This window comes from Acidisoma cellulosilyticum, from assembly GCF_020621385.1.
In the GTDB taxonomy this organism is placed as follows: Bacteria; Pseudomonadota; Alphaproteobacteria; order Acetobacterales; family Acetobacteraceae; genus Acidisoma; species Acidisoma cellulosilyticum.
In genome coordinates this window covers 252816-262137 of the sequence record NZ_JAESVA010000007.1, presented here as the reverse complement: position 1 = coordinate 262137, position 9322 = coordinate 252816, and the positions used below count along the sequence as shown (strand labels likewise).

The 9322-nt window shown below is 63.2% G+C and carries 8 protein-coding genes; 2 read left to right on the top strand and 6 right to left on the bottom strand.

Annotated elements, in window-relative coordinates; all coding sequences use genetic code 11:
- Positions 1-319: 319 nt before the first annotated feature.
- The 4 genes from clpB to def form a co-directional block, all read right to left on the bottom strand.
- A complete protein-coding gene (gene clpB, locus ACELLULO517_RS20005; protein WP_227309185.1) occupies positions 320-2905 on the bottom strand; it encodes an ATP-dependent chaperone ClpB in 2586 nt (861 codons plus the stop codon).
- A gap of 97 nt (positions 2906-3002) precedes the next feature.
- Complete coding sequence (locus ACELLULO517_RS20000) at positions 3003-4073, bottom strand: transglutaminase family protein (RefSeq protein ID WP_227309184.1); 1071 nt, start codon at positions 4071-4073, stop codon at positions 3003-3005.
- Between the two features lie 47 nt (positions 4074-4120).
- Positions 4121-4774, bottom strand: coding sequence for a COQ9 family protein (locus ACELLULO517_RS19995; protein ID WP_227309183.1), 654 nt, complete (start codon positions 4772-4774; stop codon positions 4121-4123).
- Positions 4775-4816: 42 nt separating this feature from the next.
- On the bottom strand, positions 4817-5365 hold the full coding sequence (gene def / locus ACELLULO517_RS19990; protein ID WP_227309182.1) for a peptide deformylase: 549 nt from the start codon (positions 5363-5365) through the stop codon (positions 4817-4819).
- A gap of 141 nt (positions 5366-5506) precedes the next feature.
- On the opposite strand from def, the gene rpsU reads away from it, so the two are divergent.
- Positions 5507-5710, top strand: a complete 204-nt coding sequence (rpsU, locus tag ACELLULO517_RS19985; RefSeq protein WP_141459012.1) for a 30S ribosomal protein S21 — start codon at positions 5507-5509, stop codon at positions 5708-5710.
- 232 nt (positions 5711-5942) lie between these two features.
- Complete coding sequence (locus tag ACELLULO517_RS19980; RefSeq protein ID WP_227309181.1) at positions 5943-6998, top strand: glycosyltransferase family 4 protein; 1056 nt, start codon at positions 5943-5945, stop codon at positions 6996-6998.
- A gap of 156 nt (positions 6999-7154) precedes the next feature.
- Here ACELLULO517_RS19980 and ACELLULO517_RS19975 read toward each other — a convergent pair whose 3' ends face one another.
- The gene (locus ACELLULO517_RS19975) at positions 7155-7358 is read right to left on the bottom strand and encodes a cold-shock protein (protein WP_227309180.1); all 204 of its coding nucleotides are present in this window, start codon (positions 7356-7358) and stop codon (positions 7155-7157) included.
- 268 nt (positions 7359-7626) lie between these two features.
- Positions 7627-9270: a chaperonin GroEL gene (gene groL, locus ACELLULO517_RS19970; protein ID WP_227309179.1), complete on the bottom strand. Its 1644-nt coding sequence runs from the start codon at positions 9268-9270 to the stop codon at positions 7627-7629.
- Positions 9271-9322: the final 52 nt, after the last annotated feature.

Here is a 9322-nt window from a genome sequence, read left to right as displayed (position 1 = left end):
TTCAACCCCGCACCGCGTCGGTGAACGGGCTTTTACGCCCCACCCCAACACCCGTCAACACCCAATTTCAAAACAATGACAAACTAAGAAAAGAAAGAATAATGTAACAAAATCAACGAGATGAGCGGAAAATCAGGGGTCTGCCTCACCACAAAACCCACTTACCCGATAGGAATGAAGGCCATGCAAAATTGTGAGTGGTCAGTGTGACGATATGCAGAAAGCGCTAATCCCAAGCCGAAGAACCCAGGATTAGCCCCCACTCTGCTATCCCATCAGCCGCATGAGCCTGATGGGATCATCGGCGCTTTGCGTCCGATCAGGCTGCTTCCGCGAGCCTGCCATTGATGATCAAGCCATCCCGGCCCGCCGTCACGGCAACCGGCTCACCGTCATGGATCGCCCCTTCCAGCAGCAGCCCGGCCAGCGGATTCTGCAACTGCCGCTGAATGACGCGCTTCAGCGGCCGCGCGCCATAGACAGGGTCATACCCCTCCTCAGCCAGCCATTCCTGCGCCGCCTGATCCAGGCCCAGCGTGATCTTGCGATCCGCCAGCAGAGACCGCAGCCGCTGCAGCTGGATATTGACGATCGACGCCATATCCACCCGCTGCAGACGACGGAACAGGATCACCTCATCCAGCCGGTTGAGGAATTCGGGCCGAAAATGGTGACGGACGATCGTCATCACCTCGCCCTGCACCATCGCCGCCGCCTCGCCTTCCGGCTGAGCCGCCAGGATCTCGCTGCCGAGATTGCTGGTGAGGACGATGATCGTATTGCGGAAATCGACCGTCCGCCCCTGGCCATCCGTCAGCCGCCCGTCATCCAGCACCTGCAGCAGGATATTGAAGACGTCCTCATGCGCCTTCTCCACCTCGTCAAACAGGATGACCTGATAGGGCCGGCGCCTGACCGCTTCCGTCAGCACGCCGCCCTCGTCATAGCCGACATAGCCCGGCGGCGCGCCGATGAGACGGGAGACCGCGTGCTTCTCCATGAACTCGCTCATGTCGATGCGCAGCAGCGCCTTCTCGTCATCGAACAGGAAAGACGCCAGCGCCTTGGTCAGCTCCGTCTTGCCGACGCCGGTCGGGCCGAGGAACAGGAAACTGCCGATCGGCCGGTTCGGATCCTGCAGACCGGCCCGCGCCCGCCGCACGGCATTGGAGACGGCCTTCAGCGCATCCTCCTGCCCGACGACACGATGGCGCAGGTCATCCTCCATGCGCAGCAGCTTGGAGCGCTCGCCTTCCAGCATCCGCTCCATCGGCACGCCGGTCCAGCGCGAGACGACGGAGGCGATCTGCTCCTCCGTCACCGCTTCATTGACCAGACGACCCTCGCCGGACTGGCTGGCTGCGATCTCCCGCTCCAGCTGCGGAATGACGCCGTAGCGCAGTTCGCCGGCGCGCGCGTAATTGCCCTGACGTTCGGCGATCTCCGCCTCGCTTCTGGCCTGATCGAGCTTTTCGGTCAGCTTCTGCGCGTCCTGCAGACGATCCTTCTCGTTGCGCCAGGCCGTCGTCAGCGCATCCGACCGCTCCTGCAGATCCGCGATCTCATGCTCCAGCTTCTCCAGCCGGTCGCGCGACGCCGCATCTTCCTCGCGCTTCAGCGCCTCCCGCTCGATCTTGAGCTGCAGCAGGCGCCGGTCCAGTTCGTCCAGCTCCTCCGGCTTGCTGTCGACCTGCATGCGCAGACGGCTCGCCGCCTCATCCATCAGGTCGATCGCCTTATCCGGCAGGAAGCGGTCGGCGATATAGCGGTTGGAGAGGGTCGCGGCGGCAACCAGCGCGCCGTCGGTGATGCGCACGCCGTGATGCAGCTCGTATTTCTCCTTGATGCCGCGGAGAATGGAGATCGTATCCTCGACCGAGGGCTCACCGACATAGACAGGCTGGAAGCGCCGAGCGAGGGCCGCGTCCTTCTCCACATGCTTGCGGTATTCGTCGAGCGTGGTCGCACCGATGCAATGCAGCGCCCCACGGGCAAGTTCCGGCTTCAGCAGGTTGGACGCATCCATGGCGCCGTCAGCCTTGCCGGCACCGACCAACGTATGCATCTCGTCGATGAACAGCACGACCTCACCCTGCGCGGCCTCGATCTCCTGCAGCACGGCCTTCAGCCGCTCCTCGAACTCACCGCGGAATTTGGCACCCGCGACCATCGCGCCGAGGTCGAGCGCCAGCAGCTTCTTATTCTTGAGCGCCTCCGGCACGTCGCCATTGACGATACGCAGGGCGAGCCCCTCGACGATCGCGGTCTTGCCCACGCCGGGCTCGCCGATCAGCACCGGATTGTTCTTGGTGCGCCGCGCGATCACCTGAATGGTGCGGCGGATTTCCTCGTCACGGCCGATGACCGGGTCCAGCTTGCCGTTGCGGGCGAGCTCGGTCACGTCGCGGGCGTATTTCTTGAGCGCGTCGAAGGTGGACTCGGCCGCCTGGCTGGTGACCTTGCGGCCCTTGCGCATATCGGTGACGGCACGGTCCAGCGCCTGGGCAGGGGCACCCGCGTCGCGCAGCGCGCGGGCGGCCGGTCCGTCGCTGGCGGCGAGCGCGACCAGCAGCCGGTCCTGGGCCACATAATCATCGCCGGCACGCTGCGCGGATGTCTGCGCGGCGTCCAGCACGCGGACGAGTTCGGGGGTGATCTGCGGCTGGCCGGCGCCGCCGCCCTGCACCTTGGGCTGACGGGCGATCTCGACCTCGACCGCGCGCTGCGCGACCGCCGGATCGCCGCCGGCCGCACGGATCAGGCCCGAGGCCGCACCCTCGGGGTCATCCAGCAGCGCCTTCAGCAGATGGTCCGGCGTGATCCTTTGGTGGAATTCGCGGATGGCAATGGTCTGCGCGGCCTGCAGGAAGCCACGCGACCGCTCGGTGAATTTCTCAATATCCATATCTGTGTCCCTTCAATCAGGCGACCGGCGGAGACTGCCCCTCAGGAGGCGACAGGTCCACTTTGCAGGATGAAGGTAGGAAGCGGTTTGCGTTACCTCAAGGGGTCGTGAGGTCAAGACTGCCGAAAGAACGCTCTTCCATCGCAAACTCCGACGCACGAGCGGCGGCGGACGACGCCTTCTCCGTCTCGGCCGCGATCGGCGCATCGGCCGGGGCGGCAGGCACCCGCGCCTCCTGCTCCACTGACGCCGGCGACACCGCGGGCCGCTTCTCGATGGCCGGACGCGGTTCGCCCACCGTCACCTCGACATTGACCGTCATGGAGACGAAATCCTCGGGCTCGCCGATATAGCCGCCCGATAGCGGGGTCGCCTGATACGGCTCCCGCGCCGTGCAGACGCGGATGAGGTTGCGCCCCGCGACCAGACCGTTGGTGGGGTCGAATTCCACCCAGCCGGCGCCGGGCAGGTAGATGCTGCACCAGGCATGGGTGGCACCGCCGCCGACCATGGTGTCGACGCTATCGACCAGCGCCTCATCATATAAGTAGCCGGAGACGAAACGCGCCGCGAAGCCGAGCGACCGCGCGGCTTCCATCATTAGCACGGCAAAATCCCGGCAGGCGCCGCGCTTTTCGGCCAGGGTTTGCAGCGGCCCATAAGTGCCCTTGGCCTCGCGCCCCTCATAGGTGAATTCCGCCTTGATCGCCTTGGTCATGCCGATCAGCAATTCCCAGGTCGGGGTATTGCCCTCGCGGCGCAAAAAGCGCCTGGCCCAGGCTTCCACCCGGCGGTCCGGGTCCGGATAATGCGGCTCGATCAGGCGGCTGAGGTCGGGATACTCGTTGCCCGCATAGCGGAAGGGGTAGATCTCGGCGGCCGGATCAAGCGGCAGCTCGGTCGCGACCGGGTAATGTTGCAGGTCCAGCCGGGAGACGATGCGCAGCTTGTGGGTCGAAACATGCTGCCAGTCGAGCAGGCAGACGGAGTTGTTGAAGGCATCATGCGCCCAGCGCGTGCTGGCGCCCGGCGGCATGATACCGAGCGTTGCTTCCAGCAGGCGCAGGTCGTGGCTGTCGCGCGGCCGCATCATCAACCGATGCTCCGTCAGCTTCACCGGCCGCCGATAGGTATATTCTGTGGTGTGGACGATACGGACCCGAGGCATGACTTATCCTAAGCTTCGGCCGTGAGGCGCTTGCGACAAAAAACCGGTCATGCCGCGGCGCGCCCCGCAAAGCGGACCCGCCGGCCCATCAGACCGCCGCAGGCGCCCTGCATTTTCGCGCGGAACCGGCCGATACGGCCCACGCCCTGCAGCCGACGGTCGAAGAAGGCGAGCGTCGCTTCATGCTCAAAATCAATATCCGACAGAAAAAACAGCAGCGTCGGCACCAGAATGGCCGCCAGCGTCGCGCGTTTGGTGTAGCGGCTGGCATCCGTCGACCGGTCGCCGGCAGCGTCCCAGATGCCGTTCACGAGGCGGGCCGTGATCGCGGCCAAGCGCCGTGCATTGACCGGCAAAACCAGCCAGGCGACGGCCCGCCGCAGCGCATCCTTATCCGGCCCGAATTCGTTCAGCAGGCATGCCACCACGGCACGGACCCGCTTGGTCAGCCTTATCTCGCTCGCGACCTGCGGTTCGGCTGCCAGAACGGCCCGAGACAGCGCACGCGCGAAGAACAGCTCGATCATCTCGGGCGCGCCACCCTGAAAGCGCCAAGCGACCTCAGACGCATCTCGGCCCGTATCGCGCAGCCCCTCGGCGAGCGCGCGGCGGGTCCAGCCGAACAGAGAGACATGCGGCAGCATCGTTTCGAGCGTCGCCAGTTGCTCGGCATCCAGAAGCGGATCAGCGGTTTCGGTCATGACTCAAGCTTCTTTCATTCTTCCCACCATGAGGCATAGCCCTCATTGGGGCAGAACCGGCTGAAAGCGGGCCAGCTCCTCGTTAAAACCCATGAGCGAGAAATCGCGCATGCGCATGGGGTAAAGGACCCCGTCGAGATGGTCGTATTCGTGCTGTATAACCACCGCATGCAATCCAATGGCATTACGTTCCAGCGGCGCGCCGGTGCGGTCCAGTCCGGAATAGGTGATCTGCGCGAAGCGGGGGACGGCCGCACGCAGGCCCGGAATCGACAAACATCCCTCCCAGCCCAAGCGCCTGTCGGTGCCGATAGGTGTGATCACAGGGTTGATCAGCGCCTGCGGTGCCAGGCCCTCATCCGCCGGTTGGTCTTCGCCCTCAGCCGCCCGCGCGGCCGGCACATGAAACACGAAAAGCCGAAGCGGAACATGGACTTGCGGGGCAGCGAGGCCCACGCCCCCGGCATCCAGCATGGTCTCAATCATATCGTCGATCAGACGCTGAATCTCGGGCGCCGCGACATCCTCGACCGGCAGCGCCTCCTGCAGCAAAACCGGGTGGCCCATGCGGGCGATCTTGAGAATAGCCAATGTCAGCTCCAACAAGTGTGAAACGGAAAGCGTTTGGAGCAGGCGGCGGGCCATGGTATAGCGCCCGCCTGATCCGGGATGCGCAGACGTTTGTGGTCCCGACCCTTTATAGCAATTCCATGAGATGGAGCAGGCGACCAAGTGCAGGTTCTCGTTCGTGACAACAATGTTGATCAAGCGCTTAAGGCGCTTAAGAAGAAGATGCAGCGGGAAGGAATCTTCCGCGAAATGAAGCTGCGTCGTCATTTCGAGAAGCCGTCGGAGCGTCGCGCGCGGGAAGCCGCCGAAGCCGTCCGTCGCGCTCGCAAGATGGAGCGTAAGCGTCTGGAGCGTGAAGGCTTCTAAGCCGTCCGTCTTTTCGACGAATAAAAAACCCGCCTCATCGGCGGGTTTTTTATTGCCTGCTGCGTCGCACCATCTTGTGATACCCGGCAAATTTCAAAGCATTTCCGTATGTTACAGCTGAGGCCACGAAACTGTGGCAAGTGTGGCACGCCATTGCCTCAGCTTGGCCAGAAACACCGCCTATCTGTTGTTGCAGCAAGGCAGATGCCCAAGCGACGCAGGAGAGATTGATATGCGGATTGCCCAGATCGCGCCCCTCGCAGAAGCTGTTCCCCCGAAATTCTACGGCGGAACCGAGCGCGTTGTCTCATACCTGACCGAGGAACTTGTGAACCTCGGTCACGAGGTGACCCTGTTTGCCAGCGGTGACAGCGTCACCAAGGCCGAGCTTGATGCCGTCTGGCCGCAAGCTCTTCGTCTCGACCCCACCATTCGCGACAGTCTGGCCCCGCTCGCCATGCTGCTGGAGCGGGTGCGCCGCCGCGCGGACGAATTCGACGTGCTGCACTTCCATCTCGACTACTGGCCGGCCTCGCTCTTCGCCCGGCACAATATTCCTTATGTGACGACGTTGCATGGTCGCCTCGACCTGCCGGAACTCAAGCCGGTCTATGCCGAATTGCCGCCGATGAATGTGATTTCGATTTCGGAATCGCAGCGCCGCCCGCTGAAAGAGGCGAATTACGTCGGCACCGTGCTGCACGGCCTGCCCGCGGATCTGCTGACGCCGCAGGCGGTGGAACCCAGCTATCTGGCCTTTTTGGGCCGGATCTGCCCGGAAAAGCGCCCAGACCGCGCCATTCGCATCGCGCGGGCTGCCGGCATTCCGCTGAAAATCGCGGCCAAGGTTGACAAGGTCGATCTGGAATATTTCGAAACCGTGATAGAACCGCTGATCGCCGAAGGCGGTGGCGTCGAACTGGTGGGAGAGATCAACGAGGCCCAGAAGCCCGCCTTCCTCAGCGGTGCCAAGGCATTGTTGATGCCGATCGATTGGCCGGAGCCCTTCGGCCTGGTCATGATCGAGGCCATGGCCTGCGGCACGCCGGTGATCGCCTATAATCATGGTTCGGTGCCGGAAATCATCGATGACGGCGTGACCGGCTTTATCGTCGAAGACGAGAAGGGCGCCATCGCTGCGCTGCGCCATTTGCCGGAAATTTCGCGCGACGTGGTGCGGGCAACCTTCGACACGCGCTTCACCGCCCGCCGCATGGCGGAGGATTACCTCTCGATCTATCGCGCGCTGACCCTGGCCAACCGTCCGCGCCTGCGCCTGGTGCGCTGACCGCGGGTCCAATCCGCAAGGAAATCCCCATCAGGTGGATACACCTGATGGGGATTATAAAGTGCAAACAGCACAAAAGGGCGCGCCGGAAGGCGCGCCCTTTTTATTCATGCACGGTCCTGGAAGGCTCCCGGCAGGAACCCGAAGATCGGTCTATCAGATCGCCTTCAGATTCGTGGCCGCTGCCTTGCCACGCTCCATGGCGACTTCGTAGCTGACCTTCTGGCCTTCATTGAGGCCGCGCAGGCCAGCGGCCTGGACCGCCGTAATATGGACGAATACGTCCTTGCCACCATCCTGGGGCATGATGAAACCAAAGCCCTTGGTGGTGTTGAACCACTTAACAGTGCCGATCGCCATAGCTGTACCCATCTCCGTCTTCGATAAACCGCGCGCCGCAACAATCGGGCCTTGTAGACTTGACGACGCCGCAAGAGACAGGCGCAACAAGATAGGCCAGAATTTGAATGCGCATTAGCCATGCAGAAAACGGCAGGGGTTGTCAATCACAATGGAATTCCCAGTCCGGACATAGAAAAAGGGGCAGACTGGGCCTGCCCCTTGTTCCTGAACTAGAACGGAAAAATCACCGGGGAGGATGACCTCCACCCCGGCGAAATTCACAATCTTAGAAGTCCATGTCGCCCATGCCGCCCATGCCGCCACCGCCCGGCATCGGAGCAGACTTCTTCTCGGGACGCTCGGCGACCATCGCCTCGGTCGTCACGAGCAGACCGGCAACCGAAGCCGCGTCCTGCAGCGCCGTGCGCACGACCTTCGCGGGGTCGATGATGCCGGCGACAACGAGGTCCTTGAACTCGCCCGTCTGAGCGTCGTAGCCCCAATTGTACTCGTCCTTCTCCAGGATCTTGCCGGCGATGACGGCGCCATCGGCACCGGCATTCTCAGCGATCTGGCGCAGCGGCGTCTGGATCGCCTTGCGGACGATTTCGATGCCGAAGGTCTGGTCGGAATTGTCGCCCTTCACACCGACGAGAACGGTGGACGCGCGCGTCAGCGCAACGCCGCCGCCCGGAACGATACCTTCCTCGACCGCCGCGCGGGTCGCATGCAGCGCGTCATCGACGCGATCCTTGCGCTCCTTCACTTCGACTTCGGTCGAGCCGCCGACGCGGATCACGGCCACGCCACCGGCGAGCTTCGCCAGACGCTCCTGCAGCTTCTCGCGATCGTAGTCGGACGTGGTCTCTTCGACCTGAGCGCGGATCTGCGAGCAACGGCCGGCGATGTCTTCTTTCTTGCCGACGCCTTCGATGATCGTGGTGTTCTCTTTCTCGATCAGCACCTTCTTGGCGCGGCCGAGCATAGCGAGCGTCACGGTCTCAAGCTTGATGCCCAGATCTTCGCTGATGACCTGACCACCGGTCAGGATCGCGATGTCTTCCAGCATGGCCTTGCGGCGATCGCCGAAGCCCGGAGCCTTAACGGCCGCGATCTTCAGGCCGCCACGCAGCTTGTTGACGACGAGGGTGGCGAGAGCCTCACCTTCGATGTCCTCGGCGATGATCAGCAGCGGCTTGCCGGACTGAACGACGGCTTCCAGCAGCGGCAGGATCGGCTGCAGGCCGGAGAGCTTCTTCTCGTGGATCAGGATGTAGGGGCTGTCGAGATCGGCAACCATCTTATCCGGATTGGTGATGAAGTAGGGCGAGACATAGCCGCGGTCGAACTGCATGCCTTCGACGACGTCGAGCTCGGTCTCAATGCCCTTGCTCTCTTCGACGGTGATGACACCCTCGTTGCCGACCTTCTGCATCGCTTCGGAGATCTTCTCGCCGATATCGGCCTCGCCGTTGGCGGAGATGGTGCCAACCTGCGCGGTCTCGGACGGGGAGTTGATCTTCTTGGAGCGGGTCTTGATCTCGGTGACGACCAGGGCAACGGCCTTGTCGATGCCGCGCTTCAGATCCATCGGGTTCATGCCGGCGGCAACGGCCTTCAGGCCTTCGCGCACGATGGCCTGGGCCAGAACGGTCGCCGTCGTGGTGCCGTCACCGGCCAGGTCATTGGTCTTCGAGGCCACTTCGCGCAGCATCTGTGCGCCCATGTTCTCGAACTTGTCGGCCAGCTCGATTTCCTTGGCGACCGTCACACCGTCTTTGGTGATGCGCGGGGCGCCGAAGCTCTTGTCGATGACGACATTGCGGCCCTTGGGACCCAGCGTCACCTTAACGGCATCGGCCAGGATATCGACGCCGCGCAGCAGGCGGGCCCGCGCGTCGGTGGAGAAGCGAACGTCTTTCGCTGCCATTGGACTATGTCCTTCTAAAATAGAGACAGGATCGGCTGAGGCGAGGCGCCCT

Coding starts and splice junctions, on each gene's coding strand:
- clpB (WP_227309185.1), bottom strand. CDS start 2,905: ATGGATATTGAGAAATTCACCGAGCGGTCGCGTGGCTTCCTGCAGGCC.
- ACELLULO517_RS20000 (WP_227309184.1), bottom strand. CDS start 4,073: ATGCCTCGGGTCCGTATCGTCCACACCACAGAATATACCTATCGGCGG.
- ACELLULO517_RS19995 (WP_227309183.1), bottom strand. CDS start 4,774: ATGACCGAAACCGCTGATCCGCTTCTGGATGCCGAGCAACTGGCGACG.
- ACELLULO517_RS19980 (WP_227309181.1), top strand. CDS start 5,943: ATGCGGATTGCCCAGATCGCGCCCCTCGCAGAAGCTGTTCCCCCGAAA.
- ACELLULO517_RS19975 (WP_227309180.1), bottom strand. CDS start 7,358: ATGGCGATCGGCACTGTTAAGTGGTTCAACACCACCAAGGGCTTTGGT.
- groL (WP_227309179.1), bottom strand. CDS start 9,270: ATGGCAGCGAAAGACGTTCGCTTCTCCACCGACGCGCGGGCCCGCCTG.